Origin of the sequence: Microbacterium sp. EYE_78, from assembly GCF_023149035.1 — a bacterium.
GTDB lineage: Bacteria > Actinomycetota > Actinomycetes > Actinomycetales > Microbacteriaceae > Microbacterium.
The window spans coordinates 320,315-347,135 of record NZ_JAHXMY010000002.1; the positions used below are offsets into that span (position 1 = coordinate 320,315).

The following is a 26,821-nucleotide window of genomic DNA, read 5'->3' on the forward strand; positions in this document are numbered from 1 at the left end:
CGGACGGCCCAGGGTTCGCGGCGCCGCGCTCGTCACAGGCCGTCACGCGCGTCGCGGACGACGTCGGCGAGCTCGCGCGGCCGCTCCTCCTGCACGTTGTGGGCCGAATCCAGCGTGATGATCCGGGCCTGCGGCATCCGCCGGGCGAACTCGTCGCGGTCGGCGTCGGTCAGGAATCCCCGGGCGCCGACGACGAGGGTGACGGGGGCGGTCACGGCCGCCAGGTGCTCCCACCCGGATGCCGACAGGATGCCTGCGCCGGCGCGCTGCTGTGCATCCACCGCCTCCGCGGCGCCCGGATCGGCCGCGAGTCGGTTCGCGAGGTGGGCGTAGTGGTGTTTCCACTCGACGCGTCCGTCCTCGCGGACCCGCGAGTTGAGGAACACGCCCCGCGTCGCGGCCTCGCGGGTGCCGCCCAGGCCGAACGACAGCGCCCGCTCGACGAGGTCATCGCGGCTCGCCCAGTCCGTGGGCCCGGCGAAGAACGCGCGGACGGACGCGGCGGCGCCGTTCGGGTCGATGCCGGGGGAGATGTCGACGAGGACGAGGGCCGACACGAGTTCCGGATGCCTCGCCGCGAGCGCGGCCGCGGTCAGGCCGCCGAGCGAGTGCCCCACGACGAGCTGCGGCCGGTCGGTCCATGCCGCGAGCGCCGGGGCGATGTCGTCGGCGAGGGTCGCGCCGGTGTAGGTCGCATCCTCCCGCCACGACGAGTCGCCGTGTCCCGGCAGGTCGAGGACCAGCGCCGGGACGCCGAGGGCGAGGACGGTCGTGTCCCAGGTGTGCGCATTGAGGCCCGCGCCGTGCAGGAACGTCACGCCGGGTGCGTCGCCGTACTGGAGCGCGCTCACGGTTCTGCCGTCGGCGAGCCGGTGCGAGACACGCCGCGCCGCCGGCACGGGCACGCCGAGGGCCTCGGCCTGCGAGGGGAGGAAGGAGAATTCGTCCATGGCGGCGTCGCTCACGCAGACCATTCTGACGGATGCCGCGGCGTCGCCGGCCCCATCGCGGCGCCGGGCGGATAGGGTGCGTTCATGCGCGAACAGGCCTTGGAGAGCACCCAGCACCGCGTCCATCTGTCGCGTGCGGCCCGGCCCGCCTATGACGCGCTCGAGACCTTCTCCAAGACGGTGGCGGCCCTCGCCGTCGACGCCGGGATCGATGAGCGCCTCAAGGAGCTGAGCCTCATCCACGCCTCGCAGCTGAACGGCTGCGCGTACTGCGTCCGCCTCCACACCGACCGCGGGGTCAAGGCGGGCCTGACCGCCGACGATGTCGGCCAGATCGCCGTCTGGCGGGAGTCGTCGATCTTCACCGAGCGCGAGCGCGCCGCCCTCGAGCTCACCGAGGCCCACGTCTTCATCCACGAGGAAGGCGTCTCGGACGAGGTGTACGACCGCGTCGGCGGCATCCTCTCGGAGGAGGAGTACGTCGCCCTCAGCTGGCTCCTGGTGTCGATCAACGCCTTCAACCGCGTCGCCATCGCGGGTCGGTACCCGGTCCTCCCGCGTCGCTCGGCCCCGAAGGCCGCCGCGGACGACGCGTGAGCGCCCTCGACGTCCCGGGCGCCTTCAACTTCCGCGACGTCGGCGGCCTGCCCGCCCGCGGCGGCGAGACCCGCGCCGGTGTGCTGTTCCGCTCGGGGAACCTCGCGCACCTGACCGACGACGGTCGTGCGGCCGTGGCGGCCCTCGGCATCCGTCGTGTCGTCGACCTGCGCGATGACGGCGAACGCCGGTGGGAGCCCTCGCTCCTCGGGGATCTGCCGTTCGACGTCGTGCATCTGCCGATGTTCGCGGGGTCGGTGGCGTCGTTCTTCGACGACGACCTGTCGCTCGCGGACCTCTATCGGGCCATCGTCGACGGGTCGGCGTCGCGCCTGGTGGAGGTCGTGCGCGCCGTCGTCACCGCGCAGCCGGTGCTCGTGCACTGCACGGTCGGCAAGGACCGCACGGGGGTGAGCGTCGCACTCGCGCTCGCCGCTGCGGGCGTCGACGAGGACGCCGTCATCGCCGACTACGCGCGGACCGAGGCTCTGCTGCCGGTCGCCCGCAACGAACGGATCCTGGGGTTCCTGCGGGGGACTTATCCGCACGCGCGCCACCTCGAGGACCTCGCGACGAGGTCGCCGGCGTCGGCGATGCGGGGCGTGTTCGACGATCTCCGCGCCCGCTACGGCGGCCCGGTCGACTACCTGCGGGCGCACGGTCTCGGCGACGACGAGGTCGCAGCGCTCCGCCGCGTCCTCGTCGGCTGAGCACGGTCAGCGCCGCGGGACGTACCGCCCGTCCTCGAGGCCGGCCTCGATCTCGAACCGGTTCCGCAGCGGATCGCGACCCGCGGCGAGGTAGAGGAACGGCATGAGGGCGCCGTAGCGGCGCCACTGGTCGCGGTGGGTGGCCTCGTGCGCGAGCAGACGGTCGTCGATGCGCCCGGCGCCGGTCAGGAAGCATCCGCCGACGCACACGCCGCCGCGGCCGAAGGTGGCGTTCGGCATGCCGCGGAAGACCCACAGGCCGCCGCGCCGACTGACCCGTCCGGTCGACCACAGCAGGCCCCAGCAGAAGCCGAACGCGGTGAAGAAGGCGTACCCGGCATGGCTGAGGGGTGAGTCGAGGAGGATGCCGGGGATCCACCGGTCCCACCGCCGGCCGCGCTCGACGGCCCGTGCCGCCCGCTCCTCCCACCCGGCCGGGGGGACGGGACTCACGCGAGTGCCCCGACGATGCGGAGGATCGTGCCGAGGTCGTCGACCGCCGCGTCCGGGGACGACGGCGCGAATCCGGCCACGGATGCGCCCACCAGGGGCATCCGCTCCCGCAGCCGTGCCAGGGCCGCCGTGAGTGCGGCCGGCTCGAGCCCGAACGGCACCGGCTCGAGGACGCCGTCGATCGAGGCCGGGTCGAGCACATCGAGGTCGACGTGGACGTAGACGGCGTCGGCGCCGGTGGCGGCGACTGCGTCGGCGAGCGCCGCGGGGTCGACGAGGGCGTCGACGGTCAGGTGCGTGAGCGGCGACCCCGTGACGTGATCGACCTCGGCGTCGTCGAGGGTGCGGGCCCCCGCCAGGACGACGCGGTTCAGCGGAACGGGCGGATCGTCCACGAACGGTCCGGCGGTCGACACCGCCCGCAGCGCCATCCCCGCGAGCGCGCCCGAGGGCGACGAGTCGACGGTGTGCGAGTCGGCGTGCGCGTCGAACCACACGACCGCGAGCGACGGGTGCTGCGCGGCCGCGTGCCGGATGGCCGGGACGGCGACGGCGCAGTCGCCCCCGATCACGATCACCCGATCGCGCTCGCCGTCGAGGGCGTCCGCGATGTCGTCGCGGACCCGACTGAGCGTGCTGAACCGTCGGATGCCGGTGCCCACCGCCTCACCGGCTTCGGCCGGGACACCGACGCGGGTGACCGCGGAGCGCGGCAGGTCCCCGGCGATCGCCTCCGCACCGTCGATCAGGCGCATCGCACGCGCGGACGGCGAGCCCTGCCACTGCGGGGCGACGATGAATCGGGTCATGGGGCACCTCCGGGAGCACGACGGCGCCGGACCCCAGGGCCCGGCGCCGTCTCGTGCGGTTGATTACTGCTCGATCGCGCCGGCGTTGCCGCCGGTCTTCAGCGCGGCCAGGCGCGCCTCGACCTCGGTCAGCTCGCCGATGTCCTCGAGCTGGTTGAACTGGGCGTCGATCGAGGATGCCGCGATCTCGGCCTTGCCGGCCGCGAGGGCCTCCTGGCGCCGGACCTTGTCCTCGAAGCGGCCGAGCTCGCTCGTCGGGTCGAGGACGTCGATCGACTTGACGGCGTCGTGCACCTTGTTCTGCGCCTCGGCCGTCTTCGCCCGGGCGAGCAGCTCCGAACGCTTCGACCGCAGCTGGTCGAGCTTCTGCTTCATGCCGTTCAAGCCGTCCTTGAGCTTCTCGACGACCTCGGTCTGGGCGGCGATCGAGGGGGCGATGGCGCGGGCCTCGTTCTCCTCGCTGATCTGACGCTGCAGGGCGATCTTGGCGAGATTGTCGAACTTGTCGGCATCCGTGGTGTTGCCCGAGGTCCGCAGCTCGTCGGCCTTGCGGCTGGCGGCGATGGCCTTGTTGCCCCACTCGGCGGCGGCCTTCACGTCCTCATCGTGGTCGCGCTCGAGCAGACGCAGATTGCCGATCGTCTCGGCGATGGCCGTCTCGGCGTCCGCGATGTTGTTCGTGTAGTCGCGGACGAGCTGGTCGAGCATCTTCTGCGGGTCCTCGGCGGAGTCGAGGAGGGCGTTGATGTTCGCCTTCACCAGCGTCGAGATGCGTCCGAAGATGGACTGCTTTGCCATCGTGTTTCCTTTCCTAGCGGGAGGTCGTGGGGTCTGGTTCTGCGGGGCACGTCGTCGGAAGATCAGAATCGACCGCCCCCTCGTCGGGATCGGGAGCCGCTGCTGCGGCCGCCGGAGGAGCGGCCGCGGGACGGCCCGCCGAAGCCGCCACCGCCGCCGAACCCTCCGCCGCCGAATCCGCCGCTCCGTCGGCTGGAGCCGCCGAAGCCGCCCCCGCCGCCGTTCAGCAGCGATCCGAGGATGATGCCGCCCAGCATGCCGCCGAAGTCGCCTCCGCCGCCACCGGTTCCGCCGCCGGCGAACGACCCGACGTCGTTCTGCGCGTGCTGCGTCGCCTGACCGGCCAAAGCGCCGGCGCGCTGGGCGAGGGACAGTGCCCGCTCGGGGTCGGTGTCCTGCAGCTGGGTCGCCTGGACGAGCGTGGCGCCCGCTTCGGCCAGTCGCGTCCTTGCGGTCGCACCGACGGCGCCGCGGCGCGCGCTGATGAAGTCCTCGGCCGCGGACACCTGGGCCTTGGCCTGCAGGATCGTCTGTGCGAGCACCGACCGCGCCCGGTCGGCGCGCTGCTGCGCGTCGCGGACGGCGCCGAGTGCCGCGTCGATCTCGGCGTTCGCGCCGTCGAGCAAGGCGACGGCGGCGAGCGGGTCGCGCGCTGCGCCGCTGAGCGTCTGACGCGCCGAGTCGACCTTCTGCCGGGTCGAGGCGACGACCGGCGCCAGGCGGCCCTCGGGATCGGGGGTCGCCGCAGCGGCGGCGAGGTCGGCGTCCAGGTCCGTCAGCAGTGCGGCGGCGGCGCGCTCCGCGGTGGCGAGGTCTGCGCCGAGGCGATCGATCGCCTCCTCGAGGACTGCCGCCTGGTCGACGGCCTGCTCGGCCGCGCGGATGCCGACAGCCGCCGCCGCGCCGTCGCCCGACTCGACCGCGGTCTGGGCCTCGGTCAGCCGCTCGTCGGCGAAGGCCAACCGGTCCCGCGCCTGTGCGGGGTTGTCGGCGACCGTGGCCAGGGCGCCGGCGGCGTAGTCCCCGCGGAGCTCGTCGAGCCGGGTCGATGCGGCGTCGAGGCTCGCTGCGACCTCGGCGCGGCGAGCCTGGACGCGCCCGAGTGCCTCGGGTGCGTTCTTCGCGAGGCTGCGGAGGGCGTCGAACGCGTCGGCCTTCTCGTCGAGTGCCGCGTCCGCGTTCCGGCAGAGCTCGATGATCTCGGTGTACCAGGCGCGTCGCTGCTCAGGGGTGTCGGGCGTCTCGTCGTCCATCTGCTGCTGCAGCGCGAACGCGCGCTCGAGCGCGGTTCGCGCAGCGGCGATGGCCTGCTCGAACTCGACGGTCGCGGCGTCGCCGAACTCCGCCTTGGCGAAACCGAGCTCCTGCGCGCTCGCGGTGACCGCGTCGTCGGTCTGCACGAGGGCGGTCCCTGCCTGCCGTTCGAGGTCCTCGAGCGGCACCTGCGGTGCCGCGGAGGGCTGGGTGCCGCGCTGACGACGTCGTCGCAGCACCGCCCAGACGACGAGGGCAGCGATGGCCGCCACGACGAGGAGGACGACCCAGAGACCGCCCATCCCGCCACCCGAGCGTGCTTCCTGCAGTCCGTCGGCCGCGGCGACGCCCGCGCCCGTCCAGTCGCCCGCTTCCAGACGCGGCGCGACGGCGTCCTGCTCGATCTCCCCGATCCGGTCGTCCGCGATGGGTCCCGACGAGTCCGAGGAAAGGTAGAACGCGCGGCCCTCGGTGGCGATCGCGAGCAGGTACTGGTTCGGACCGAGGCTGTTGAGCTCCGCGGTGTCGTTCGCCCACTCGCGTGCCGACGCCGGGTCGGTGAACGCGTCGACGTAGACGACCCAGAGCCCCACCTCGGCCTCTTCGGCGAGGGTGTCCAGGCGAGCGTTCAGCTGCGCCTCCTCGTCGTCGGAGAGGACGCCTGCCTGATCGAGCACCTGGTCGGCGTCGAGGGTCACGGGCTCGGTCGCCGATGCCGCGGGCAATGCGATCGGTGCGAGCGCGACGGCGACCGCGGCCGCGAGTGCGGCTGGCACGCGGAATCGCATCGTCCAGTCCTCCGGGGAGTCGCTCGGTGCGGTCGGAACCGCCTCTCGCGAGTCTATGCCGCGTTCCGCATGTCTCGATAGCGGCATCCGCGCGGTGCGCCTGTGCGTTCACCATGTGTTCGTGTCCTAGGCTCGCGCCTTCGGGAGGTGCCGATGGACGACCGGTACGGAAGCGATGTGCTCGCGAAGGGATGGCGCGATCGAGGACGCCCGGTGGTGGCGAAGGTGGCCGCCGAGCGGGATCTCGTCGTCGAGGTCGCCGGCGACGGCTACGTCGGCGCGGTGACCCGCGTGGCGTCCGGCCACGTCGAGCTCGAGGACCGCCACGGCCGCATCCGGCTGTTCCCGCTCGGCGGCGGATTCCTCGTCGACGGCGCGGCCGTCGAGCTGACGCCGCCCGCCGCCCCCGCACCGGCCGGACGTGCGCGGACGGCCTCGGGATCGTTCGCGGCGCCGCAGGCACGTGCTCGGGTGGCGCGCGCGTCGCGCATCCTCGTCGAAGGCAAGCACGACGCCGAGCTCGTCGAGAAGGTCTGGGGCGACGACCTCCGGATCGAGGGCGTGGTCGTCGAGTTCCTGCAGGGCATCGACCTGCTCGACGAGCTGCTCCGCGACGAGCCGCCCACCGCGGAGCGGCGCTACGGCGTGCTCGTGGACCATCTGGTGCCGGGGTCGAAGGAGACCCGGATCGCGGAGCAGATCCTCCGCGGGCCGCACGGCCGACACCTCAAGATCGTGGGGCACCCGCACGTGGACGTCTGGCAGTGCGTGCTGCCGGCGACCCTCGGCATCCCGTCGTGGCCGCAGGTGCCGCGGGGGATCGACTGGAAGACCGGCGTCAGCCGCGCGCTCGGCTGGCCCGCGGACGACCATGTCGACCTCGCCCGCAACTGGCAGCGCATCCTCCGCTCGGTGAAGACCTATCGCGACCTCGACCCGGCCCTGCTCGGCCGTGTCGAGGAGCTGATCGACTTCGTGACCGCGTGAGCGGCAGGCGCAAGGGCCCCGCGGGTCCGCCGGCGACCGCCGGATACCCTGGTGGCATGCCCGACCCTGACGCGCCGGAGTCCGCGCCGCGCTTCCGCGACAAGCCCGTCTCGTTCGTCCGCCGCAGCGGTCGCATGAGCGACGCGCAGGAACGGGCCTGGGAGGAACTCTCGGGCACGTACCTGCTCGAGGTCGAACGGGATGCCGCGGCCACCAGCATCCGCCCCGGGACGACGATCGACCCGGCGCTCGAGTTCGGCCGCGCCGCACCCCTCGTGGTCGAGATCGGCTCCGGCCAGGGGCACGCCATCGTGCACGCCGCGTCGTCGGACCAGGGTCGGGACTTCATCGCCGTCGAGGTGTTCCGCGCGGGCCTTGCCCGCACGATGCTCGACGCCGACCGGGCGGGCGCCCGGAACCTCCGTCTCGTCGAGGCGAACGCGCCCGAGGTGCTCGAGCACCTGCTGCCCGAGGCATCCGTCGACGAACTGTGGATCTTCTTCCCCGACCCGTGGCACAAGGCTCGGCACAACAAGCGCCGCCTCGTCGCGGGGGAGTTCCCCGCCCTCGCCGCCCGCGCGCTGCGCGACGGCGGCATCCTGCGCCTCGCGACCGACTGGGAGGACTACGCGCTCCAGATGCGGGAGGTCCTCGCGGGCGCAGCGGATCTCGTGCCCGCGTTCGATGGGGAGTGGGCCGAGCGCTTCGACGGCCGCATCATGACCGCGTTCGAGCGGAAGGGCATCGCCAAGGGACGCGACATCCGGGACCTCACGTACCGGCGCGGGCCGCGGACCCCCTGATGGTCCGCGGGGACGCCGCAGTCAGGCCGGTCGTCGACGTGCGCGTCGTGCCGGCGCTGCTCGTCTGTCTCGCGGCTCCCGCGTTCTTCGTCGCGTTGATCCCGTGGCTCGGGTGGCTGCTGCTGGCCGCGGGGCTCGCGGTCGCGGTGCTGATCGAACGGCGGGATGCCGCGGCATCCACCCCATCGCTGACGCGCGACCTCTCGCTCATCGCGGTCGGACTGCTCATCGTCAGCGTCATCCCGCTGAAGGCCGAGCTCGACAACGCGGCGATGCTCCGGTTCACGCTGGCGCTCGGCGGCGCGGTGCTGGTCCCGTACCTGGTGTCGCGGTTCGTCTACCGTGATCACGCGATCCGGTTCCCCTGGCGGGGTGGCGGCCGGTGGACCGGATGGCAGTGGGCGTGGCTGGTGGGGGTGCTCGTCCTCGGCTGGCTGCTGCTGCCGTTCTACTTCATCACGTCGGGCGTCTACGAGAACTGGCCCGTCGTCGACACCTCGGACCTCATCGCCCGGCTGTTCGTCGGGGTCGGCGCCGTCGGCATCTGGGACGAACTGTTCTTCATCTGCACGTGCTTCGCGCTCCTGCGTCGGCATTTCGCCGATGCGACGGCCAACGTGCTGCAGGCGATCGTCTTCGTCTCGTTCCTGTGGGAGCTCGGCTACCGCGCGTGGGGTCCCGCGCTGACGATCCCATTCGCCCTGCTCCAGGCCGTGATCTTCCTGCGGACGAAGTCTCTCGCCTACGTCGTGACCGTCCACCTGCTGTTCGACGCGGTCGTCTTCGGTGTGCTCGTCCATGCGCACAACCCCGGCCTGCTGGACGCGATCTTCCTCGTCCCGTCGCCCTGACGCGCGTCGGGCTCAGCGCGCCGGCGCGGCCTGAACGCGACGGGACGACGTGGCGAGGGCGACGACCCACACGACGAGTGCGACACCGGCGGCGGCGCTGACGGCCATGAGGTACGAGCCGCCGGGAGCGTGATCGCCGCCGCTCGTCGCGAACGCATCGGCGATCGCCATCCCGGGGCCGAACGATGCGGTGACGTAGGCGGGTGCGCCACCGACGAGCAGCGCCAGGTACATCGCCGCGAACGCGGGCGCACTCCCGCGCCTCGACACGGTCGCAAGCACGAGGATTCCCACCGCCACCACGATCCCGGCGCCGGCGACGAACGGGGGGAAGGCGCTGAAGACCGTGTCGCCCCGCGCCGCCGCCTGGGCGCCGATCTCCTCCAGCGTGAGCCCCGGGACGGCGGCCATCGGGTTCCAGACGGTGATCTGGCGGAGGAGAACCACGGCATAGGCCGTGACGGCGGCGGTCCCGAGGACGGCGATGAGGATGCGGAGCTGTCGCGTCGACATGCGGTGAGCCTGGCACACGCGCCGCCGTCGCGGCATCCCGGACGCGCAGTCCCCGCGGCTGTCAAGCCCTGCGAGCCCTCGCCGGTGCGGTGCGAGCCTGACGGTGAGACGAAGGAGGGCCGCATGGCCACCGAGAAGGATCCGCGCGCGACACTCATCGACCTGCTGCCGAAGTTCCGCTTCGCGATGGTCACGACGACCGACGAGGACGGCGCGCTGACGGCGCGTCCGCTGACGGTGCAGGACAGGGAGTTCGACGGCGATCTGTGGTTCATCGTCGCCCGCGACTCATCGTTCGCGGCCCACATCGCGCAGCGCCCGCGCGTCGGGGTCGCACTCAGCACGAACGACGCGTGGGTGTCGCTCGCGGGTCGGGCTGAGATCGTCGACGATCCCGCCCGGCTGCGCGAGTACTGGTCGCCGGCCGTCGAGGCCTGGTTCCCCGACGGGCCGGAGGACCCGAACATCACGCTCGCCAAGATCGACGCGGTGTCGGGGGAGTACTGGAGCAGCCCCGGCGGCGTGGTCGCGTCGATCGTGAGTCTCGTGAAGTCGAAGGTGACGGGCGAGCCCTACGAGGGCCGCAACGAGACGGTCGACCTCTGATCGGCGCGGACTGTCAAGGCCCTCCGTGTCGGCCGAAGCGATGCGTAGCGTCGCGATCACGTGACCGACAGCGACCGGAAGGACCGCGATGAGCGACACGAACGGCTCGGACCAGCACAACACCCACGGCGTCCCGGATGAGGGGACCGAGGCCGACACCGCGTCGGGCGGCTCGCCCGACGAGAATCCGCCGGTGACGACCGATGAGGACGGCACGCCCATCGAGAACCCCTCGGGCGGCTGACCCCTGATCGACCCCGACCCGCCGTCGCGCGCAGTTCGCCTGCAGCGCGGCGGCGGTTCTCATGTGGGCGGGCGCTCCCGCGTCGGAGATGTCAGAACAGCTCGATCACTGTCGGCAAGAAGACGATCGCGAGCGCGACCGGGACGACGAGCAGGCCCACGGCGGCGATCGCGATGGCGGCGACGCTGCCGAGGATTGAGAGCACTGCCGCTGACGCGGTGCTGCGCGCACGTGAGGTCGAGGGAGTCGAGAGGGTCGCTGTGGCCATGATTCGACGGTATGAATCGGCCCTACCGCTGCGCGTCCGCCCGCGGGCTCGACGTGGTCATCCTTGAGGATGATGTCGCTCGCGAGAGCGGTGGTGGGTCTGCATCCCACCCCCGGTTCCCCTGTCGCGAAGAGCAGCGCCCCACGGCATGTCACGACAGGTGAACCGAGACGCGGCACCCTGCCCAGGCGGTGCCCAGGCCGGCTCTATAGACTCCCCGCGGGTCCCGATCGGACCTCCGGACGACGGATCAGTACCCGGTGAGCGACAAGACTGGCCAGGAGGTCAGTGATGTTGTCTTGGGTCATCCTCATCCTTGCGGGGATCCTCGAAGCCGTCTGGGCGACGGCGCTCGGGCGCTCGGAGGGCTTCACGAAACTCTGGCCCACCGTCACCTTCGGCGTCGCACTCGTCGCCAGCATGGGCGGTCTCGCATACGCCCTGCGGGAGATCCCCACCGGCACCGGGTACGCGGTGTGGGTGGGCGTCGGCGCCTCGCTGACGGTCGCCTGGGCGATGATCACGGGCGCCGAGTCGGTGTCCATCGTGAAGGTGCTGCTGCTGCTCGGCATCGTCGCCTGCATCGTCGGCCTCAAGATCGTGTCGGACTGAGCGCGCCCACCCTGTCAACCCCGCGCAGAGCACCTGCTGCCAGGGTTACCGTCGCGGCATCGGCAGCCTCGCGAGGCGGGGCCGGCCGCCTGCGACAGGAGGAGCGAATGTCCGACGACAGCCAGCTGGACCGCGACGAGAACGCGTACGAGGGTGCAGACGTCGAAGTGCCCACCCACGACGACGAAGGGACCCCGAAGCCCGACGGTCTCGGGCAGGACGGGACGATCCCGAGCGACCCCGAGGGCGTGGCCGCCGGTCACACCGGCACCACGTCGACGTTCGAGCCCGAAGAGGACGAGCAGAGCGACTGACGGCTGCTCCAACAGTGAAGGGGACCCGGCTAGGCCGAGTCCCCTTCGCTTCTCCTGTGCCCCCGGAGGGATTCGAACCCCCGACCTTTGGTACCGGAAACCAGCGCTCTATCCCCTGAGCTACGGAGGCGCACCGGTCGAGACTATCACCGGTGGAGACCGTCCCCGCGCCGCCGTCGTCCCGGTCGCTTAGCCTGTCGTCATGGACCTGACCGCGCGACCGTCGACGGCGCGCGAGCAGTTGCAGGCCGTCATCGCAGACGTCACGGCGGGGCGATCGGATGCGGCGTTCGACGCCCTCCGGTCGATGCCGGCGGCCGCCGACGCGCGCGATGCGGCGGTGCTCATCCTCTTCGGCGTGCTCGACCGCTCGCCCTCGCGGAGTGCGCCACAGGACGGTGCGGTCTCGCGCGATCTCGACGTGCTGCTCCTCTCGCGGGCCGAGACGCTGCGGGCGCATCCCGGTCAGGTCGCCTTCCCCGGCGGCCGGGTGGACCCCGAGGACGCGGATGCCGTCGCCGCCGCGCTCCGAGAGGCCCATGAGGAGACGGGGCTGGATGTCACGGGCGTCGAGGTGCTGGGTGTGCTCGAGCGCATCCCCCTCGCCTTCTCGCGTCACCTCGTGACCCCGGTGGTCGGCTGGTGGCGACGGCCGTCGCCCGTGCAGGTGATGGACGTCGCCGAGTCGGCGGACGTCTTCCGTGCGCCTGTCGCCGACCTGGTCGATCCCGCCAACCGTGGTGTGACGATCGTCCGGAGCGACCGCGGGGAGTTCCGCGGTCCCGCCTTCCTCCTGCCGACGGCGCGCGGCGAGCGGCTCGTCTGGGGGTTCACCGCCCTCATCCTGGACGGCCTGCTGTCCCGGCTCGGGTGGGACGAACGATGGGATGCCTCCCGGGTCATCCCGCTGCCGGCTCCCCCTGCCGGCCGGGAGCCTCAGAAGTCGTAGAAGGACCGGTAGTCGGCCAGTTCGAAGTCCTCTGCGCCCACGGGCACGAGGTACGCCACGACGCCGGTGACGCGCTCACCCTCGTCGAGGGTTCCGAAGTCGGTCAGCAGCGGCACGCCGCCCTCTTCGCCGAGGATGAAGGCGGGGCCGTACACATCCTGCGCCGAGGTGGCGAGCGAGAGATCGTATGCCGCATACGAGGCCTCGGTCCCCTCGGGGTTGCCGCCCGTGACCGTCATCTCGACGAGCACGTACTTCTCGCCCGCGCCCGGGGCGGGGTTGTACTCGTTCCACGCGGCGACCTCGGCCGTGGCGTCGTCGTCCCACATCCGCACCTCGGCGCGGTAATCGACGCCGGATGAGCCCTCGGACACGTAGGGCTGGGGGAGCGGTTCGGCGAACGAGCCCGCTCCGGACTCGGGGGCGAGCGGGCCGATCCCGGTCCCGTCCGAGGGGTCGGATGCCTCAGGCGCCGGCGCCGACGGCGCCTCGGCATCGACGCTGCTTCCGGCGGCATCGACGATCGAGACAACGACGGCTGCCGTCACGAGTCCGCCCCAGACCAGGGCGACCCCCGAGAGCACGAGGCCGAGGACCGACAGCACCCTGTGCTGACGCTTCACGAGCGCAACGATCCCGAGAACCGTACCGGCGAGGGCGATCGCGGCACCCACGAACGGCACGAGACCCAGGAACAGCGCGCCGGCGCCCACGACGAGCGCGGCGACCGCCACGCCCTGGCGTGCCGTCGGCGCCGCAGGCCCGTACGGGTGCGGACGGGACATGCCCGGCGCCGTCCCCGGCGGCACGAACGGGGGAGCGGCATGCCAGGCCGCACCATCCCAGTAGCGCAGCTCGCCTCCGGCGTGCGGCGCCGGATACCAGCCGGCGGCAACGGTCTCGGTCATCAGGGTCCCCCTTCGCCGGCGGTCGCGCCGTCTTCCACGTCGAGGCTACAAGCGCAAGGGGACCCGCTCGTCGAGATGTCCGACCTAGGGTCGTGAGTCGACGAAAGGAGCCGTCATGGCCCGCATCCTGCTCATCGGTGGACACGGCAAGGTTGCCCTCCTGCTCTCCCCCCTCCTGGTCGAGGCGGGGCATCACGTGACCTCGGTGTTCCGCAACCCCGCGCACGAGGAGGAGGTCGCCGCGACCGGCGCCACGCCCCTCGTCGCCGACGTCGAAGGCTTCGACCTCGGCCAGTTCACGAACCTCGTCTCGGGCAACGACGTCGTCGTGTGGTCCGCGGGTGCCGGCGGGGGCGACCCGCAGCGCACCTGGGCGGTCGACCGCGACGCCGCGATCCGATCGATCGAGGCCGCCGAGGCCGCGGGCGTCCCGCGCTACGTGATGGTGTCGTACTTCGGTGCAGGCGCGGATCACGGCGTGGACCCCGAAGACGCCTTCTTCGCTTACGCGGAGGCGAAGGCCGCCGCAGACGAGCGGTTGCGCACGAGTGGTCTGGACTGGACGATCCTCGCGCCGTCCGCGCTCACGCTGGACGAGCCCACGGGGCGGATCGACGCTGACGCCGAGCAGGGCGAGTCCGTCTCGCGGGCAGACGTCGCGGCGGTCATCGCGGCGACCGTCGACGATGCGACGACGGTCCGGCGCACCATCTCGTTCAACGCGGGGCAGACACCGATCGCCGAGGCGATCCGCGGCTGACGCCGATCGGGGTCGTGAGGGCCCCCGGCGGTCAGGGCACGACCGGGGTCAGATCCTCGTCGGCCGGAGCACCGGCATCCGTCGTCGCGGTCCGCTCGGCCAATGCGGCGACCAGTCGCTCGGCCAGGTAGCGGTGCCCCTCGGTCGAGGGGTGCCACCGACCCGCGCCCGGGTCGATCACGTCGAGGTAGTTGGCGGGCGTGATCCACTGCTCCTGCAGCGGGGAGATATACCACCAGTGGCGCTCCGCGGCTTCGGCCTGGAGGTCGCGGTCGATGCGGCCCGTCCCCTCGTGCACCGGAAACGCATGGGGCGTCGGTCCGAGGATCACGAACTGCGCCCGCGGGTAGGTGCGCTCGAACCTGTCCCAGGCGACGTCGACGGCGTCGCGATACCCGAAGGCGCCCTGCAGACGATCGTTGATGGACCCCTGGATGATCACCAGGTCGTAGTCGGCGTCGGGGTCGAGGTACTCGGCGCGGGTGGCGAAGTCCGGACCGTCGATGCCGGCGCGCATGTACCCCGAGCCGCGCACGCCGTCGACGGTGACATCCCATCCTTCGAGCTCCCCGAGGCGGTACGCATACCCCTCGGTCGGGCGGTTCGCCGCAGCCCCGTAGGTCCAGGAGTCCCCGAAGACGAGCACCCGCGCGTCGGCCGGCACCGAGAGCGGTTCGACGTCCGACGCCGACGCGGCACCGGACGCGGCGTCGAGGGTCGCCGCAGTACGCCACGGCTGCCAGGCGGAGAGGGCGACGATCGCGGCCACACCGGTGGCGACGACGGCGAGCCCCCAGGTCCGCGCACGTCGTTCAGAAGTCATGCGAACGAGGGTAAGCGATGACGGATGCATCCAGTGCGATGAATTCTCGGCGCGAGCAACGCGACCCGCGAACGCCATGCCGAGGGATCGGCCGGTGGGGGATGCCCCGTGCGAGGATTGCCCGGTGCAGCGCGTCGTCCGGTCCGAGCTCGACCTCGAGGTGGAGGGCGAACTCGACCTCATCCTCTCGGTCGCGGTGGCCGACGGCGTCCCCCGGCACAGCGAGCGCATGACGCTCAGCCGCGACGGCGAGTACCTCGAGCCCGAGGTCGTCCTGGACGCGACCGGCAGCCGGCTGCATCGCCTCCGGGTCGGACCAGGACCGCTGGAGATCCGCTACGACGCGGTCGTCGGCGACGCCGGCCCGCCGGCCGCCGCCTCGTCCCTCGACACCGCCGTCTACCTGCGGCCGAGTCGCTACGCGCCTTCGGACTCCGTCTTCGCACAGGCGCGCAGGCAGTTCGGCGCGCTGCGCGGCGCCGACCTCCTGCGCGCCGTCGAGCGCTTCGTCGCCGAGACGGTGACGTACTCACCGGGGCTGTCGCTCGGGACGGATTCGGCGGTGACGACACTGGCGACCGGCCGCGGGGTCTGTCGGGACTACGCCCACCTGGTGATCGCGCTCCTGCGCGCGATGGACGTGCCCGCTCGATACGTCGCCTGCTACGCGCCGGGTCTCATCCCGATGGACTTCCACGCCGTGGCCGAGGCGTGGATCGACGGCCGGTGGCTCGTCGTCGACGCGACGCGGCTCTCGCACCGCCGAGGCCTCGTGCGCATCGCGACGGGGAGGGATGCCGCGGACTGCGCCTTCCTGAGCTACTACGGCGCGAACCTCACCCTGCGGCGGATGTTCGTCGATGCGCGCGTCGAGGGGGATGTCGAGCTCGTCGCCGCGGCATCCGACCCCCTCCTCGATGACCGCGCGGAGCTCGTCTCCCTGTCGTGACGCCGACGCGACACGGACCCGTCCCCTCGTCGGCATGGCTAGGGTGAATCGCGAGACTTCCTGGGGGGATGGACACGTGCAGACGGCTGACGACGCGATCCGACGCGCGATCATCGAGGACTACGGTGTGGTCGGGCGGGCGCCCGAACCCGACCTCGAGGGACTCGTGCAGCTCGCGGCCACCGTCTGCGATGCGCCGACCGCCGTCATCAACATCATCGACGACCGCTTCCAGCACCAGATCGCGGCGGTCGGGATCGAGCCCGCCGTCTGCAGCCGCGAGGACTCGATGTGCGCGGTGGTGTTCCGCAAACCCGGGCACACGGTGATCGAGGACGTCACCCTCGACGAGCGGTTCGCGACCAATCCGTTCGTGACGGGCGAGATCGCGAACGTGCGCTTCTACGCGTCGAGCCCGCTCATCACCCCCATGGGTGTGCCAATCGGCACCATCTGCGTCTTCGACGAGACACCGCGCGAACTGGCCGACGCCGACAGCGAAGCGCTGAAGCTGATCGCGCACCAGATCGTGGACGTCCTCGAGCTCCGCCGTCTGACCCGGGAGCTCGGCGAGTCCAACGAGCAGCTCGAGAGCTTCGCGGCGCAGGTCGCCCACGACCTGCGCAACCCGCTGACGGCGCTCGCCGGGTACATCGAGCTCGCCTCGGAGGTGCCCGAGGTGGCCGGGCTGCCGGCGGCATCCCGCGCCCTCGCCCGCGCCGAATCCGTCGCCGACCGCATGACCGGCATGATCGGACGCCTGCTCGACTACGCCCGCGTCGGGGGCGCGCCCGTTCGCCGCACCTCTGTCGACGTCCGCCCGTTGGTCACATCGGCGGTCGAGGACCTGCGGACGGCGGGGATGGCGGACGGCGCGGACATCACGGTCGACACGACCGTCGCGGTCGACGGCGATCCCACGCTGCTCGGTGTGCTCGTGCAGAACCTCGTCGGCAACGCCGTCAAGTTCGCCGGCGCAGCCGGAGGCACGGCCCGCGTGGAGATCACCGTGCGTCCGACGATCGGCGGCGTGCAGATCGCTGTCGACGACAACGGCCCCGGCGTGCCCCTCGCCGAGCGGGAGCTCGTGTTCGAGCCCCTCGAGCGCGGGTCGAACACGACGGCGCCCGGCTTCGGCATCGGCCTGGCGACGTGCCGCCGGATCGCGGAGTCCCACGGCGGGCGCATGGGGATCGACGATTCGCCGCTCGGCGGTGCGCGGGTGTGGGTGGTCCTCCCCGTCTCGTGAGCGCGCCGGCGCCGCGCATGGCCGGGCGGGCGCGACCGTAGACTTGACGGGTTATGACTCCCGACGCCCTCTCCGCAGCCCTCCTCGCCGTCATCGCCCCCCTCGTCGAGGCGCGACGACCCGGTGCGAGCGACGCGCTGACCGTTGCGGACTTCCCGGTCGAGCGGCCGAAGAACCGCGACCACGGCGACTGGGCCTCCAACGCAGCCCTGAAGCTCTCGAAGCAGATCGGTGCGAACCCGCGCGAGTTCGCCGCCGACGTCGCGACGGCGCTCGCCGCCGTCGACGGTGTCGCGTCGGTCGAGGTCGCCGGCCCGGGGTTCATCAACATCCGACTGGATGCCGCAGCCGCCGGCGCACTCGCGAAGACCATCGTCGAGGCGGGCGCCGCGTTCGGTCACAACCGGTCGCAGGACGGCAACACCATCAACCTCGAGTTCGTCAGCGCGAACCCCACCGGGCCGATGCACATCGGCCACACGCGGTGGGCCGCGCTCGGCGACGCCATCGCGCGTCTGCTGCTCGCGAGCGGGGCCACCCTCGTGCGGGAGTTCTACATCAACGACGCCGGCGCGCAGATGGAGCGCTTCGGACGCTCCGTTCTTGCGCGGGTGAAGGGCGAGCCGGCGCCCGAGGACGGGTACGCCGGCGCGTACATCGACGACCTCGCCGACCGCGTGAAGGATGCCGAGCCCGGCATCCTGGACCTGCCCGACGACGAGCAGCTGATCCTCGCTCGCGACCGTGCGTACGCGTTCCAGCTCGGCGAGCTCCAGGCATCCCTCGAGAAGTTCAACGTCCACTTCGACGTGTTCTTCAGTGAGCGCCTGCTGCATGCGGCGGGCGAGGACGGCGGCCCGAGCCTCGTCGACGAGGCCGTGGACCGGCTGCGCGAGCAGGGGCACGTCTTCGACTCCGAGGGTGCCGTCTGGGTGCGGACGACCGACTTCGGCGACGACAAGGACCGCGTCATCCGGCGCTCCAACGGGGAGTACACCTACTTCGCCGCCGACGCCGCCTACTACCTGAACAAGGGCGACCGCGGCTTCGCGCACAAGATCTACCTCCTCGGTGCCGACCACCACGGCTACGTCCACCGTCTCAAGGCGCTCGCGGGCGCGGCGGGCGACGACCCCGAGAAGGACATCGAGGTGCTCATCGGGCAGCTCGTGTCGGTGAACGGGGCGCGGCTGTCGAAGCGGGCCGGCAACATCATCGAGCTCGACGACCTGCGCGAATGGCTCGGCACGGATGCGCTGCGCTACTCCCTCGAGCGGTCGCCGGCGGACTCGCCGCTGACCCTCGACCCCGAGATCCTGCAGAAGCGCACGAACGACAACCCTGTCTTCTACGTGCAGTACGCGCACGCCCGCACCCACAACGTCGCGCGGAACGCCGCCGACTCGGGTGTCGCGCGCGACGCGTTCGCCCCCGAGCTGCTCACGCACGAGACCGAGTCCGCGCTCCTGGGCGCGCTGCAGGAGTTCCCGCGGCTCGTCGCGTTCGCCGCAGAGCTTCGCGAGCCGCACCGCATCGCCCGCTACCTCGAGGAGCTCGCGAGCCTGTACCACCGCTGGTACGACAGCTGCCGTGTGACGCCCCTCGGCGACGAGGAGATCACGGACCTCCACCGCACGCGTCTGTGGCTGAACGACGCCACCGGCCAGGTGCTGCGCAACGGTCTCGACCTCCTCGGCGTCAGCGCACCCGAGCGGATGTGACATGACCACCGCCGCCGCCCGTCGTCGCCGTCCCCGCGGCTGGATCGTCGCGATCGTGGTGCTGGTCGTCCTGGCGGCGCTGGTCGTCGCCCTCGAATTCGCGGCGCGGGCGATCGTGCCGCAGGTCGTCAGGTCGCAGCTCGTCGCCAACCTGGGCCTCGCCGAGGACCAGGCGATCGACGTCGACATCCCGGGTCTGCGGCTGCCGCAGCTGGTGGTCGGCAGCATCCCGCAGATGCATCTGGCGGCGGAGGACGTCGAGATCGAGGGTGTCTCGGGCGACGTCGACGTCGACATCCAGGATGCCCCGGTGTGGGGCGGCGGCGACTGGAGCAGCGCCCGCGCGGTCGTCGTCCTCGACGAGCAGCAGGTGCGGGGCATCCTCACCCGCGTCGACGGATTCCCGGTGGATGCGGTGTCGCTCGACGCCCCCGAGGTCGCCCTCGACACCGAGCTGTCCGTCTTCGGCGCGACCATCCCGCTGGGTGTGCGGCTGTCCGCGGTGGCGGAGGACGGGGAGCTCGTGCTCTCGCCGACGACGTTCCGCCTCGGGGGTGTCGACGTGTCCGCGGATGCGCTCCGACAGCAGGTAGGTCCGCTCGTCGGGGCGTTCGCCGAACGCTGGCCCGTGTGCCTCGCCGAGTACCTGCCGGCGGCGCTCACGCTCACGGACGTCGTCGTCGAGGACCGGGGGGTCGTGGCATCCTTCGACATCGACAGCGCGATCCTGCGCGACGAGGCCGCCCAGCAGCCCGGTTCCTGCAGCGACGCCTCGTAGCGTCACGGGGCCGGGAGCGAGCCACCCGGTGCCCTAGACTGTGGGCACCGTCCGGGTGTGGCCACACCGCCTGGATACACCCGTTCCCCGCCCGATTGGTGCCCCTGCGTGTCCACCGCCTCCGACCGTCCCGCCGTGCCCGAGTGGCTGTCCGCGCCGGAAGACCCGAACGCGCTCACGCCGATCGTCTGGCCCGCAGGATCGGACCGAGGCGATGACGGCGTCCTGCGCGTCGGCGGCGTGGCTGCGGATGATCTGGCCGCCCGCTTCGGCACCCCGCTCTACGTCCTCGACGAGGACGGGGTGCGCTCGCGCGCCCGCGAGGTGCTCGCGGCGTTCCGCCACGCCGCAGCTCGCCACGGCGGCACGGCACGCGTCTACTACGCGGGCAAGGCGTTCCTCTCGACCGAGGTGGTCCGCTGGGTGACCGAAGAGGGGCTGGGCGTCGACGTCGCGAGCGGTGGGGAGCTCGCGGTCGCACTCGCCGCCGGGGCGGACCCTGCACGGCTCGGCCTGCACGGCAACAACAAGCTGCTGCCCGAGATCGCCGAGGCGGTCCGGGTCGGCGTCGGCACGATCGTCGTCGACTCGCGCATCGAGATCGAGCGCGTCGCCGAGACGGCGGCCGCGGAGGGTCGCGTGCAGACGGTCCTCGTCCGCGTGAACAGCGGCGTCCACGCCGAGACCCACGACTTCCTCGCGACGGCTCACGAGGACCAGAAGTTCGGCTTCGCCATGGCGGATGCCGCGGCCGCGGTCGCCCGCATCCGTGAGCTCCCCTCGCTCCGCTTCGCGGGCCTGCACTGCCACATCGGCTCGCAGATCTTCGGGACGGCCGGCTTCGCGGAGTCCGCGGCGCGCGTCGTCGAGCTCCACGCCGCCCTCCTCGCCGGGGGCGAGGTGCCGCTCCTGAACCTCGGGGGCGGGTTCGGCATCGCCTACACGTCGACGGACGATCCGACCCCGATCGCGCAGCTCGCCGACGGGATCGTCGCGGCAGTCGCGCGCGAGTGCGCCGCTCGCGGCATCCCCCTGCCCGAGCTCGCCTTCGAACCGGGTCGGGCGATCGTCGGGCGCGCGGGCGTGACGCTCTACCGCGTGGGCACGGTCAAGCCGGTGCGGGTGTCGGACGACCTCGTGCGGCTCTACGTCAGCGTCGACGGCGGGATGAGCGACAACGCCCGCCCGGCGCTCTACGGCGCGGACTACTCGGCCCGCATCGCCGGCAGGCGCAGCGACGCCGCACCCGCGCTCGCCCGCGTCGTCGGTCGCCACTGCGAGTCGGGCGACATCGTCGTCGACGCCGAGTACCTCCCCGCCGACGTCGCACCCGGCGACCTGCTCGCCGTGGCGGCGACCGGGGCGTACTGCTTCTCGCTCGCGAGCAACTACAACTACGTGCCCCGTCCGCCCGTCGCCGCGGTCTCCGGCGGCGCGGCGCGACTCATCGTCCGCGGCGAGACCGTGGACGACCTGCTGGCCCGCGACCTCGGCGCTCCCCACGCGGAAGCCCCCGGCGTCGCATCGGCATCCCGCACCTCGGAGGAGTCCGCATGATCGAACCCCGTCGCCTGCGCGTCGCGCTCCTCGGAGCGGGCGCCGTCGGATCCCAGGTGGCACGCCTGCTCCTGACCCATGCCGACGAGCTCGCCGACCGCGCCGGCGCTCCGCTGGACCTGGTGGGCATCGCCGTCCGCGACGTCGACGCGCCTCGCGAGGCGGACCTGCCGCGCGAGCTCTTCACGACCGACGCCGACACGCTGATCGCGGGCGCCGACATCGTCATCGAGGTCACCGGGGGGCTGGAGCCCGCGCGGACCCGCATCCTGCACGCCCTGACCTCGGGTGCCGACGTCGTCACGGCCAACAAGGCGCTCCTGGCGACCCACGGCACCGAGATCTTCGAGGCCGCCGACCAGGTGGGTGCCACCGTCGCGTACGAGGCCGCCGTCGCCGGCGCGATCCCGATCATCCGTCCGCTGCGCGACTCGCTCGCCGGTGACCGGGTGCGGCGCATCATGGGCATCGTCAACGGCACGACGAACTACATCCTCGACCGAATGGACCGCGAGGGCCTCGGCTTCGACGAGGTCCTCGACGAGGCGCAGCGCCTCGGGTACGCGGAGGCCGACCCGACGGCCGACGTCGAGGCGTTCGACGCGGCGCAGAAGGCCGCGATCCTGGCGAGTCTCGCCTTCCACACCTCCGTCCCGCTCGACGCCGTCCACCGCGAGGGCATCACGGGGATCGACGCGGGCGTCATCGACGCCGCCCGCAAGGCCGGCTACGTCGTCAAACTCCTCGCGGTCTGCGAGCGCCTGGTCGATCAGCCCGACGCAGCCCCCTCCGGAGAGGCGATCTCGGTCCGGGTCTACCCGGCGCTCGTCCCGCGCGAGCACCCGCTCGCCTCGGTCCACGGCGCCAACAACGCCGTCTTCGTCGAGGCGGAGGCTGCCGGCGACCTGATGTTCTACGGCGCGGGCGCCGGCGGCGTGCAGACCGCCTCCGCGGTCCTCGGCGACGTCGTCTCGGCCGCTCGCCGGCACGTCGCGGGCGGCCCCGGAGTGGGGGAGTCGACCCGCGCGGGCCTGCCCATCGTCCCGATCGGCCGCATCACGACGAGCTGCCAGATCACCCTCGAGGTCGACGACCGACCCGGCGTCCTCGCCACGGTGGCCGGCATCCTCAGCGACGGCAACGTGTCCATCGCGACCGTCGAGCAGACCACCTCTGGCGGCGCCGCCGCCGAGGAGGGCGAGGATGCCGTCGCGCACCTCGTCATCGGAACCCACACGGCCCGGGAGCAGGACCTGGCCGACACCGTCGAGCGTCTGGCGGCCACCGCCGCCGTGCGCCGGGTGGTCTCGGTCCTGCGCGTAGAAGGAGACTGACATGGCACATGTCTGGCGCGGAGTCCTCCGCGAGTTCGCCGACCGACTGGGCGTCACCGACGCCTCGACCGTCGTGACCCTCGGCGAGGGCGGCACACCGCTCATCCCGGCGGCGTCGCTGTCGCGCATCACCGGTGCCGATGTCTACATCAAGTTCGAGGGCATGAACCCGACCGGCTCGTTCAAGGACCGCGGCATGACGGTGGCGCTCTCGCGCGCCGTCGAGCACGGCGCCGAAGCGGTCATCTGCGCCTCGACGGGCAACACGTCGGCATCCGCTGCCGCCTATGCGGCCCACGCCGGCATCACCGCGGCCGTCCTGGTCCCCGAGGGTAAGATCGCGATGGGCAAGCTGAGCCAGGCCGTCGCCCACAACGGCACGCTCATCCAGATCCGCGGCAACTTCGACGACTGCCTCGAGATCGCTCGCGAGCTCGCCGTGGGCTACAAGGTGCACCTCGTCAACTCGGTCAACCCCGACCGCATCGAGGGCCAGAAGACGGCCGCCTACGAGGTCGTCAGCCAGCTCGGCGACGCCCCCGACTTCCACTTCATCCCCGTCGGGAACGCCGGCAACTACACGGCCTACTCGCGCGGCTACCGCGAAGAGGCCGAGCGCGGCGTCGCGACGCGCGTGCCCCGGATGTTCGGCTTCCAGGCCGAGGGCTCCGCGCCGCTCGTGCGCGGCGAGGTCGTGAAGAACCCCGAGACGATCGCCTCGGCCATCCGCATCGGCAACCCCGCGTCGTGGGACCTCGCCCTCGAGGCCCGCGCAGCCACCGACGGCTGGTTCGGCGCGATCGACGACGAGCGCATCCTGGCCGCGCAGAAGCTCCTCGCCGGAACGGTCGGCGTGTTCGTCGAGCCCGCCTCGGCGATCAGCGTCGCGGGTCTGCTCGACCGTGCCGAGGCCGGGGTCATCCCGAACGGCGCCAAGGTCGTACTGACCGTCACCGGCCACGGGCTGAAGGATCCGCAGTGGGCGCTCCGCAACGCCGACGGCTCGCAGGTCGAGCCACTCGTCGTGGACGCGACCACGAGCGAGGTCGCGTCGGCGCTCGACCTCACCCGCGTCGCGGGATGACGATCGCCGGGCGCAGCGTCGCGGTCCGCGTGCCGGCGACGAGCGCCAACCTCGGCCCCGGGTTCGACACGCTCGGACTCGCGCTGAGCGTGCACGACGAGCTCGTGGTGACCGCCCTGCCCGAGCCGGGTCTCGAGATCGAGGTCTCCGGCGAGGGCGCCGCCGACGTGCCGACGGATGCCTCGCACCTCGTCGTCCGCTGCATCGCCTACGCCTTCGAGGCGGCCGGCCGGCCGATGCCCGGCATCCGCCTCACGGCGCACAACACGATCCCGCACGGGCGGGGCATGGGCTCATCGGGCGCGGCCGTGGTCGCCGGGCTCCTGGCCGCGAAGGGACTGCTCACCGGCGACGTCGAGCTGGGACCCGAGACGCTGCTGCGCCTGGCGACCGAGCTCGAAGGCCACCCCGACAACGTGGCACCGGCGCTGTTCGGCGGGCTCACGATCGCGTGGATGGACGAGGGCGGACCGCAGCACAAGAAGCTCGCGGTGCACCGCGGGGTGTCCCCGCTCGTCTTCGTGCCGGAATTCACGATGTCGACGTCGGTGGCCCGCGGTCTCGCGCCGCTGCAGGTGACACGCGAGGACGCGGTCTTCAACGTGTCGCGGTCGGCGCTGCTCATCGCGGCGCTCACGCAGAGCCCCGAGCTGCTGATGGCTGCGACGGAGGACAAGCTCCACCAGTCGTACCGCGCACAGGCGATGCCCGAGACGGACGCGCTCGTGCGCGGTCTTCGCGCCGCAGGCTTCGCCGCGGTCGTCTCGGGGGCGGGGCCGAGCGTCCTCGTCCTCGCCGACGGTCCGGGTCGGCGCCTCGAGGCGGTCGCCCACGCGGCCGCCATCACCGACACGCGGTGGCAGCCGCTGCTGCTGGCCGTCGATGTCAAGGGTGGTACAGTGAGGGACCATACGGAGGATGCCACGTGATCACGTGAATCTGCCCTCCATCGCAATCTGCGAAGCACCGCACACCCCCTCTCGACGGGCCTGCGCATCACCCGTGTTCGCGCGAACACCCCTCTGAGGATCGGTCCCCGTCGTGGACGGGACCATCTGCGGTTATGACGTTCCACATCTGAAAGGGAGCACTCGTGGAGTCCATCTCCGAGATCCAGACCGGCGACGACGTCGCCACCGGCGGCGCCGTCGCCGACGAGAACACCACCACCGACGCGCAGGCCCCCGTCGAGGCTCCGGCCGCCGACGCGACGCCGGTCGCCGACGACGCCGTCGCCGCCGAGGAGACGGCTGCCGACGAAGCCGTCGACGCGGACGCGCCCGCCGCCGAGGAGACCGCAGCCGAGGAGACCGCAGCCGAGGAGACCCCGGCCGCCGAGGAGACCCCGGCCGCGGAGTCGACCTCCGCCGAGGAGACCCCGGCCGCGGAGGAGACCCCGGCCGCGGAGTCGACCGACGCGGAGGTCCCCGCCGCAGCGGCCGCGCCCGAGAAGCCGGCGAAGGCGCCCCGCAAGCGCGCGCCCCGCCGCGCGAAGAGCGCTCCCGTCGAGGAGTCCACCGCTGACGCCGCCGCCGCCGACGCCGCACCGGCTGCAGACGCCGTCCCGGCTGCGGATGCCGCTCCGGCTGCGGATGCCGCTGAGGCTCCCGCCGTCGAGCACGAGTCGGCAGCCGACGAGGCCTCCGCGCCCGCATCGGACGAGGCGACCGCCACTGAGGCGCAGGACGCGCCCGCATCCGCCGAGGAGGCGCCCGCCGACGGCGAGGGGTCGGGCCGCAGCCGCAGCCGGTCCCGCAGCCGCAACCGCAACCGCAACAAGGGCGAGAGCGGCAACGCGCAGAACGGCAACGCGCAGAACGGCAACGCGCAGACGCCGGCCGACAAGCCCGCCGTCGAGTCGACGTCCGACGACGACCAGGGGCAGGGTCAGGGTCGAGGCCGCCAGCGCAACAAGCGCCGCGGACAGAACACGAACGACGAGTTCGAGACCGAGATCAACGAAGACGACGTCCTCATCCCGATCGCCGGCATCCTCGACGTCCTGGACAACTACGCCTTCGTCCGCACCACCGGATACCTCCCCGGTCAGAACGACGTCTACGTCTCGCTCGGGCAGGTCAAGAAGTACAACCTGCGCAAGGGCGACGCCGTCGTCGGTGCGATCAAGCAGCCCCGCGAGGGCGAGCAGTCCAGCCGCCAGAAGTACAACGCACTCGTGAAGGTCGACGCCATCAACGGCCTCTCGGTCGACGACGCCGCGACGCGTGTCGAGTTCGGCAAGCTGACCCCGCTGTACCCGCAGGAGCGCCTGCGCCTCGAGACGGCGCCCGAGAAGCTCACGCAGCGCATCATCGACCTCGTGGCGCCCATCGGCAAGGGGCAGCGCGGTCTCATCGTCGCGCCGCCGAAGGCGGGCAAGACGATCGTGCTGCAGCAGATCGCGAACGCCATCGCGACGAACAACCCCGAGGTCCACCTGATGGTCGTCCTCGTCGACGAGCGGCCCGAAGAGGTCACCGACATGCAGCGCACGGTCAAGGGCGAGGTCATCGCCTCGACCTTCGACCGTCCTGCCGAGGACCACACCACGGTCGCGGAGCTCGCCATCGAGCGTGCCAAGCGCCTCGTCGAACTCGGTCGCGACGTCGTCGTCCTCCTCGACTCGATCACCCGCCTCGGCCGCGCCTACAACATCTCGGCGCCGACCTCGGGCCGCGTGCTCACCGGTGGTGTCGACGCGTCCGCGCTCTACCCGCCCAAGCGGTTCTTCGGAGCGGCGCGCAACATCGAGAACGGCGGCTCGCTCACGATCCTCGCGACTGCGCTCGTCGAGACCGGCTCCAAGATGGACGACGTCATCTTCGAGGAGTTCAAGGGCACCGGCAACAGCGAGCTGCGCCTGTCGCGCCAGCTGGCGGACAAGCGCATCTTCCCGGCGGTCGACGTCAACGCGTCCTCCACGCGCCGCGAGGAGATGCTGATGTCGGCGGACGAGGTCAAGATCACGTGGAAGCTGCGCCGCGCCCTCGCCGGGCTCGACCCGCAGCAGGCCCTCGAGGTCGTGCTGGGCAAGCTCAAGGAGACCCAGTCCAACGTCGAGTTCCTCGTGCAGATGCAGAAGTCGATCCCGGCTCCCGCGCACGGCAACGGCGGTGGCCACGGCCACGGACACGAGAACAGCATCCGCTGAT

At 72.1% G+C, this 26,821-nt stretch carries 29 protein-coding genes, 1 tRNA gene and 1 riboswitch; of the genes, 20 read left to right on the top strand and 10 right to left on the bottom strand.

Annotated elements, in window-relative coordinates; translation table 11 throughout:
• Positions 1-32: 32 nt before the first annotated feature.
• Positions 33-974: an alpha/beta fold hydrolase gene (locus KZX17_RS08555; RefSeq protein ID WP_248172106.1), complete on the bottom strand. Its 942-nt coding sequence runs from the start codon at positions 972-974 to the stop codon at positions 33-35.
• Between the two features lie 60 nt (positions 975-1,034).
• On the opposite strand from KZX17_RS08555, the gene KZX17_RS08560 reads away from it, so the two are divergent.
• Both KZX17_RS08560 and KZX17_RS08565 read left to right on the top strand, forming a co-directional pair.
• Positions 1,035-1,547, top strand: coding sequence for a carboxymuconolactone decarboxylase family protein (locus KZX17_RS08560; protein ID WP_248172107.1), 513 nt, complete (start codon positions 1,035-1,037; stop codon positions 1,545-1,547).
• Positions 1,544-2,257, top strand: a complete 714-nt coding sequence (locus KZX17_RS08565) for a tyrosine-protein phosphatase (protein ID WP_248172109.1) — start codon at positions 1,544-1,546, stop codon at positions 2,255-2,257. The genes KZX17_RS08560 and KZX17_RS08565 overlap by 4 nt, the downstream gene beginning before the upstream one ends.
• Positions 2,258-2,263: 6 nt before the next feature.
• Here the strand turns inward: KZX17_RS08565 and KZX17_RS08570 are convergent, their stop codons facing one another.
• The 4 genes from KZX17_RS08570 to KZX17_RS08585 all read right to left on the bottom strand — a co-directional run bounded on the left by KZX17_RS08570 (position 2,264) and on the right by KZX17_RS08585 (position 6,359).
• The gene (locus tag KZX17_RS08570; RefSeq protein WP_248172111.1) at positions 2,264-2,710 is read right to left on the bottom strand and encodes a Fe-S oxidoreductase; all 447 of its coding nucleotides are present in this window, start codon (positions 2,708-2,710) and stop codon (positions 2,264-2,266) included.
• Positions 2,707-3,519 carry an arginase family protein gene (locus KZX17_RS08575; protein WP_248172113.1) on the bottom strand — a complete coding sequence of 271 codons (813 nt, stop codon included), beginning with the start codon at positions 3,517-3,519 and terminating at the stop codon, positions 2,707-2,709. The genes KZX17_RS08570 and KZX17_RS08575 overlap by 4 nt, the downstream gene beginning before the upstream one ends.
• Positions 3,520-3,582: 63 nt before the next feature.
• Complete coding sequence (locus tag KZX17_RS08580) at positions 3,583-4,317, bottom strand: PspA/IM30 family protein (protein WP_248172114.1); 735 nt, start codon at positions 4,315-4,317, stop codon at positions 3,583-3,585.
• A gap of 62 nt (positions 4,318-4,379) precedes the next feature.
• Positions 4,380-6,359, bottom strand: a complete 1,980-nt coding sequence (locus KZX17_RS08585) for a TPM domain-containing protein (protein ID WP_248175590.1) — start codon at positions 6,357-6,359, stop codon at positions 4,380-4,382.
• 153 nt (positions 6,360-6,512) lie between these two features.
• On the opposite strand from KZX17_RS08585, the gene KZX17_RS08590 reads away from it, so the two are divergent.
• The 3 genes from KZX17_RS08590 to KZX17_RS08600 are packed head-to-tail and all read left to right on the top strand — an operon-like array spanning position 6,513 to position 9,000.
• Positions 6,513-7,346, top strand: a complete 834-nt coding sequence (locus tag KZX17_RS08590; RefSeq protein ID WP_248172118.1) for a DUF3097 family protein — start codon at positions 6,513-6,515, stop codon at positions 7,344-7,346.
• A 56-nt stretch (positions 7,347-7,402) separates the two neighbouring features.
• A complete protein-coding gene (gene trmB, locus KZX17_RS08595) occupies positions 7,403-8,149 on the top strand; it encodes a tRNA (guanosine(46)-N7)-methyltransferase TrmB (RefSeq protein WP_248172120.1) in 747 nt (248 codons plus the stop codon).
• Entirely contained in the window at positions 8,149-9,000 is an 852-nt protein-coding gene (locus KZX17_RS08600; RefSeq protein WP_248172122.1) for a CPBP family intramembrane glutamic endopeptidase, read from the top strand. Before trmB ends, KZX17_RS08600 begins: the two co-directional genes overlap by 1 nt.
• 12 nt (positions 9,001-9,012) lie before the next feature.
• On the opposite strand, the gene KZX17_RS08605 is transcribed toward KZX17_RS08600, so the two are convergent.
• Positions 9,013-9,513 (bottom strand): hypothetical protein, encoded by a 501-nt coding sequence (locus KZX17_RS08605; protein WP_248172124.1) that lies wholly within the window; start codon positions 9,511-9,513, stop codon positions 9,013-9,015.
• Between the two features lie 123 nt (positions 9,514-9,636).
• Between KZX17_RS08605 and KZX17_RS08610 the strand changes: the two genes are divergently transcribed.
• Together KZX17_RS08610 and KZX17_RS08615 are read left to right on the top strand one after the other, a co-directional pair.
• Positions 9,637-10,119 (top strand): pyridoxamine 5'-phosphate oxidase family protein, encoded by a 483-nt coding sequence (locus tag KZX17_RS08610; protein WP_248172126.1) that lies wholly within the window; start codon positions 9,637-9,639, stop codon positions 10,117-10,119.
• Between the two features lie 88 nt (positions 10,120-10,207).
• Entirely contained in the window at positions 10,208-10,363 is a 156-nt protein-coding gene (locus KZX17_RS08615) for a hypothetical protein (RefSeq protein ID WP_248172128.1), read from the top strand.
• A 91-nt stretch (positions 10,364-10,454) separates the two neighbouring features.
• On the opposite strand, the gene KZX17_RS08620 is transcribed toward KZX17_RS08615, so the two are convergent.
• Positions 10,455-10,631, bottom strand: a complete 177-nt coding sequence (locus KZX17_RS08620) for a hypothetical protein (protein ID WP_248172130.1) — start codon at positions 10,629-10,631, stop codon at positions 10,455-10,457.
• A gap of 218 nt (positions 10,632-10,849) precedes the next feature.
• Positions 10,850-10,913, top strand: a riboswitch (guanidine-III (ykkC-III) riboswitch).
• Positions 10,914-10,925: 12 nt separating this feature from the next.
• Between KZX17_RS08620 and KZX17_RS08625 the strand changes: the two genes are divergently transcribed.
• Positions 10,926-11,243 (top strand): multidrug efflux SMR transporter, encoded by a 318-nt coding sequence (locus KZX17_RS08625; protein WP_248174761.1) that lies wholly within the window; start codon positions 10,926-10,928, stop codon positions 11,241-11,243.
• A gap of 107 nt (positions 11,244-11,350) precedes the next feature.
• The gene (locus KZX17_RS08630; RefSeq protein WP_248172132.1) at positions 11,351-11,557 is read left to right on the top strand and encodes a hypothetical protein; all 207 of its coding nucleotides are present in this window, start codon (positions 11,351-11,353) and stop codon (positions 11,555-11,557) included.
• Positions 11,558-11,614: 57 nt separating this feature from the next.
• Here KZX17_RS08630 and KZX17_RS08635 read toward each other — a convergent pair.
• Positions 11,615-11,687: transfer RNA gene (locus KZX17_RS08635), tRNA-Arg, on the bottom strand.
• 72 nt (positions 11,688-11,759) lie between these two features.
• Between KZX17_RS08635 and KZX17_RS08640 the strand changes: the two genes are divergently transcribed.
• On the top strand, positions 11,760-12,506 hold the full coding sequence (locus KZX17_RS08640) for a CoA pyrophosphatase (protein WP_248172134.1): 747 nt from the start codon (positions 11,760-11,762) through the stop codon (positions 12,504-12,506).
• On the opposite strand, the gene KZX17_RS08645 is transcribed toward KZX17_RS08640, so the two are convergent.
• On the bottom strand, positions 12,494-13,414 hold the full coding sequence (locus KZX17_RS08645) for a DUF2510 domain-containing protein (protein WP_248172136.1): 921 nt from the start codon (positions 13,412-13,414) through the stop codon (positions 12,494-12,496). The genes KZX17_RS08640 and KZX17_RS08645 overlap by 13 nt on opposite strands.
• Positions 13,415-13,529: 115 nt before the next feature.
• Between KZX17_RS08645 and KZX17_RS08650 the strand changes: the two genes are divergently transcribed.
• The gene (locus KZX17_RS08650; protein ID WP_248172138.1) at positions 13,530-14,174 is read left to right on the top strand and encodes an SDR family oxidoreductase; all 645 of its coding nucleotides are present in this window, start codon (positions 13,530-13,532) and stop codon (positions 14,172-14,174) included.
• 31 nt (positions 14,175-14,205) lie between these two features.
• Here the strand turns inward: KZX17_RS08650 and KZX17_RS08655 are convergent, their stop codons facing one another.
• Positions 14,206-14,997, bottom strand: a complete 792-nt coding sequence (locus KZX17_RS08655) for an SGNH/GDSL hydrolase family protein (protein ID WP_248172146.1) — start codon at positions 14,995-14,997, stop codon at positions 14,206-14,208.
• Between the two features lie 124 nt (positions 14,998-15,121).
• On the opposite strand from KZX17_RS08655, the gene KZX17_RS08660 reads away from it, so the two are divergent.
• The 9 genes from KZX17_RS08660 (at position 15,122) to rho (ending at position 26,820) form a co-directional block, all read left to right on the top strand.
• Positions 15,122-15,946: a transglutaminase-like domain-containing protein gene (locus KZX17_RS08660; protein WP_248172148.1), complete on the top strand. Its 825-nt coding sequence runs from the start codon at positions 15,122-15,124 to the stop codon at positions 15,944-15,946.
• 76 nt (positions 15,947-16,022) lie between these two features.
• A complete protein-coding gene (locus KZX17_RS08665; RefSeq protein ID WP_248172149.1) occupies positions 16,023-17,195 on the top strand; it encodes a GAF domain-containing sensor histidine kinase in 1,173 nt (390 codons plus the stop codon).
• A 53-nt stretch (positions 17,196-17,248) separates the two neighbouring features.
• Positions 17,249-18,916, top strand: a complete 1,668-nt coding sequence (locus tag KZX17_RS08670) for an arginine--tRNA ligase (protein ID WP_248172151.1) — start codon at positions 17,249-17,251, stop codon at positions 18,914-18,916.
• A 1-nt stretch (position 18,917) separates the two neighbouring features.
• A complete protein-coding gene (locus tag KZX17_RS08675; RefSeq protein WP_248172153.1) occupies positions 18,918-19,694 on the top strand; it encodes an LmeA family phospholipid-binding protein in 777 nt (258 codons plus the stop codon).
• 108 nt (positions 19,695-19,802) lie between these two features.
• Positions 19,803-21,251: a diaminopimelate decarboxylase gene (lysA, locus tag KZX17_RS08680; protein ID WP_248172155.1), complete on the top strand. Its 1,449-nt coding sequence runs from the start codon at positions 19,803-19,805 to the stop codon at positions 21,249-21,251.
• Entirely contained in the window at positions 21,248-22,585 is a 1,338-nt protein-coding gene (locus tag KZX17_RS08685; protein WP_248172157.1) for a homoserine dehydrogenase, read from the top strand. The genes lysA and KZX17_RS08685 overlap by 4 nt, the downstream gene beginning before the upstream one ends.
• Before the next feature lies 1 nt (position 22,586).
• Positions 22,587-23,669 carry a threonine synthase gene (thrC, locus tag KZX17_RS08690; protein ID WP_248172159.1) on the top strand — a complete coding sequence of 361 codons (1,083 nt, stop codon included), beginning with the start codon at positions 22,587-22,589 and terminating at the stop codon, positions 23,667-23,669.
• Positions 23,666-24,598 (top strand): homoserine kinase, encoded by a 933-nt coding sequence (gene thrB, locus KZX17_RS08695; protein WP_248172160.1) that lies wholly within the window; start codon positions 23,666-23,668, stop codon positions 24,596-24,598. The genes thrC and thrB overlap by 4 nt, the downstream gene beginning before the upstream one ends.
• A gap of 164 nt (positions 24,599-24,762) precedes the next feature.
• On the top strand, positions 24,763-26,820 hold the full coding sequence (gene rho / locus KZX17_RS08700) for a transcription termination factor Rho (RefSeq protein ID WP_248172161.1): 2,058 nt from the start codon (positions 24,763-24,765) through the stop codon (positions 26,818-26,820).
• The last annotated feature ends 1 nt before the right edge of the window (position 26,821 follow it).

Bases quoted from the DNA above. Each gene is read 5' to 3' on its own strand.
- KZX17_RS08555 (WP_248172106.1), bottom strand. From the start codon at position 974: ATGGTCTGCGTGAGCGACGCCGCCATGGACGAATTCTCCTTCCTCCCC.
- KZX17_RS08560 (WP_248172107.1), top strand. From the start codon at position 1,035: ATGCGCGAACAGGCCTTGGAGAGCACCCAGCACCGCGTCCATCTGTCG.
- KZX17_RS08575 (WP_248172113.1), bottom strand. From the start codon at position 3,519: ATGACCCGATTCATCGTCGCCCCGCAGTGGCAGGGCTCGCCGTCCGCG.
- KZX17_RS08580 (WP_248172114.1), bottom strand. From the start codon at position 4,317: ATGGCAAAGCAGTCCATCTTCGGACGCATCTCGACGCTGGTGAAGGCG.
- KZX17_RS08585 (WP_248175590.1), bottom strand. From the start codon at position 6,359: ATGCGATTCCGCGTGCCAGCCGCACTCGCGGCCGCGGTCGCCGTCGCG.
- KZX17_RS08590 (WP_248172118.1), top strand. From the start codon at position 6,513: ATGGACGACCGGTACGGAAGCGATGTGCTCGCGAAGGGATGGCGCGAT.
- trmB (WP_248172120.1), top strand. From the start codon at position 7,403: ATGCCCGACCCTGACGCGCCGGAGTCCGCGCCGCGCTTCCGCGACAAG.
- KZX17_RS08600 (WP_248172122.1), top strand. From the start codon at position 8,149: ATGGTCCGCGGGGACGCCGCAGTCAGGCCGGTCGTCGACGTGCGCGTC.
- KZX17_RS08605 (WP_248172124.1), bottom strand. From the start codon at position 9,513: ATGTCGACGCGACAGCTCCGCATCCTCATCGCCGTCCTCGGGACCGCC.
- KZX17_RS08610 (WP_248172126.1), top strand. From the start codon at position 9,637: ATGGCCACCGAGAAGGATCCGCGCGCGACACTCATCGACCTGCTGCCG.
- KZX17_RS08615 (WP_248172128.1), top strand. From the start codon at position 10,208: ATGAGCGACACGAACGGCTCGGACCAGCACAACACCCACGGCGTCCCG.
- KZX17_RS08620 (WP_248172130.1), bottom strand. From the start codon at position 10,631: ATGGCCACAGCGACCCTCTCGACTCCCTCGACCTCACGTGCGCGCAGC.
- KZX17_RS08630 (WP_248172132.1), top strand. From the start codon at position 11,351: ATGTCCGACGACAGCCAGCTGGACCGCGACGAGAACGCGTACGAGGGT.
- KZX17_RS08640 (WP_248172134.1), top strand. From the start codon at position 11,760: ATGGACCTGACCGCGCGACCGTCGACGGCGCGCGAGCAGTTGCAGGCC.
- KZX17_RS08645 (WP_248172136.1), bottom strand. From the start codon at position 13,414: ATGACCGAGACCGTTGCCGCCGGCTGGTATCCGGCGCCGCACGCCGGA.
- KZX17_RS08650 (WP_248172138.1), top strand. From the start codon at position 13,530: ATGGCCCGCATCCTGCTCATCGGTGGACACGGCAAGGTTGCCCTCCTG.
- KZX17_RS08655 (WP_248172146.1), bottom strand. From the start codon at position 14,997: ATGACTTCTGAACGACGTGCGCGGACCTGGGGGCTCGCCGTCGTCGCC.
- KZX17_RS08670 (WP_248172151.1), top strand. From the start codon at position 17,249: ATGACTCCCGACGCCCTCTCCGCAGCCCTCCTCGCCGTCATCGCCCCC.
- KZX17_RS08675 (WP_248172153.1), top strand. From the start codon at position 18,918: ATGACCACCGCCGCCGCCCGTCGTCGCCGTCCCCGCGGCTGGATCGTC.
- KZX17_RS08685 (WP_248172157.1), top strand. From the start codon at position 21,248: ATGATCGAACCCCGTCGCCTGCGCGTCGCGCTCCTCGGAGCGGGCGCC.
- thrC (WP_248172159.1), top strand. From the start codon at position 22,587: ATGGCACATGTCTGGCGCGGAGTCCTCCGCGAGTTCGCCGACCGACTG.
- thrB (WP_248172160.1), top strand. From the start codon at position 23,666: ATGACGATCGCCGGGCGCAGCGTCGCGGTCCGCGTGCCGGCGACGAGC.